Origin of the sequence: Taibaiella helva (assembly GCF_003545695.1) — a bacterium.
GTDB lineage: Bacteria > Bacteroidota > Bacteroidia > Chitinophagales > Chitinophagaceae > Taibaiella > Taibaiella helva.
Window position 1 is genome coordinate 1 of sequence record NZ_QUZZ01000005.1, and the last position, 1597, is coordinate 1597.

Below are 1597 nucleotides of genomic sequence, written 5' to 3' on the forward strand. Positions count from 1 at the left end.
CTTGCGGACGTACTTCCCAGGTGGATTACTTAACGCTTTCGCTTGGTCACTTATAGTGTATCACAAATGACGAGTAATCATCGTTTAGGGCGTGGACTACCAGGGTATCTAATCCTGTTTGATCCCCACGCTTTCGTGCCTCAGCGTCAATATATGCTTAGTAAGCTGCCTTCGCAATCGGTGTTCTATAACATATCTATGCATTTCACCGCTACATGTTATATTCCGCCTACCTCAACATAATTCAAGACAAATAGTATCCAAGGCAGTTTCCGAGTTGAGCTCGGAGATTTCACCCCAGACTTAAATGCCCGCCTACACACCCTTTAAACCCAGTGAATCCGGATAACGCTTGCACCCTCCGTATTACCGCGGCTGCTGGCACGGAGTTAGCCGGTGCTTATTCCTCAGGTACCGTCAACACTAATAGAAATCAGTGGTTTCTTCCCTGATAAAAGAAGTTTACAACGCAGAACGCCTTCATCCTTCACGCGGCATGGCTGGGTCAGACTTCCGTCCATTGCCCAATATTCCTCACTGCTGCCTCCCGTAGGAGTCGGGCCCGTGTCTCAGTGCCCGTGTGGCTGATCATGCTCTCACATCAGCTAAAGATCGTCGCCTTGGTGAGCCGTTACCTCACCAACTAGCTAATCTTACGCACGCTCATCCCTATCCGAAATTCTTTAATATCCCAGTGATGCCACTAAAATATACTATCGGGTATTAATCCACATTTCTATGGGCTATCCCCGAGATAAGGGTAGATTGCGTACGTGTTCCGCACCCGTTTGCCGGTCTCTATAAGAGCAAGCTCCTATATACCCCTCGACTTGCATGTGTTAAGCCTGCCGCTAGCGTTCATCCTGAGCCAGAATCAAACTCTCCTTGGTAAATGAGATTTGACCTAACTATTTTCTCTCGAAAATCATCGGATCGTTTAAATGTATTTTACGCTTTTCTTACCTTCATGTTTCGATATTACATCTAACATTACTGCTGTTTCCATTATTTCAAAAATCTTCCGACACCTCTGTGCCTTTGTCGATGCCAGGGACTTGAACCCCTTGGCCGGCCTTTAACCGTTCATCTCTTCTTTATTCCTGACACGCAAGCGTTGCCGCTCTTCATCATCAACATCGCGCCGCTCTTCTCCCGGGACGCTAACATTGCTCTCCCTCCCTGCGAACCGGGGTGCAAAGGTATAAAACCTTTTCTTTTCCACCAAATCTTTTATAAAGATTTTTTTCTTCAAACCCGCGTCCCGTCTTGCTTTCCGCCGTTTTATCAAGAGCTTCACGCTTCCGGCCCTGCGGCCCTTTCGAAGCGGGGTGCAAAGGTAAGTAACTTTTTCTTTCTGCCAAATCTTTTTTAAAGATTTTTTATCCCTTCTCCGTTACCAACCTGCTATCTTTCAATGATCTTTCCGTTAACCCTTTTCCGCCAACGGGACGCAAAAGTAGGGGTCCTTTTTCATTCTACCAAAATTTTCATTGTTCCTGCACCACTACATCTCACCCATATCGCCACCATGGCCGGTTACAACGATCATATTTATTTTTGGGTAGTGGGTAATGGGTAGTGAGTATCGCGTATCGCG

Annotated in this window: 1 protein-coding gene and 1 rRNA gene; both read right to left on the reverse strand. The window is 46.6% G+C overall.

Annotated features, from left to right (window positions below):
• A 16S ribosomal RNA gene (locus DZC79_RS10330) occupies positions 1–890 on the reverse strand; the annotation flags it as partial.
• A gap of 185 nt (positions 891–1075) precedes the next feature.
• On the reverse strand, positions 1076–1252 hold the full coding sequence (locus DZC79_RS10335; RefSeq protein ID WP_157977060.1) for a hypothetical protein: 177 nt from the start codon (positions 1250–1252) through the stop codon (positions 1076–1078).
• Between the last annotated feature and the right edge of the window lie 345 nt (positions 1253–1597).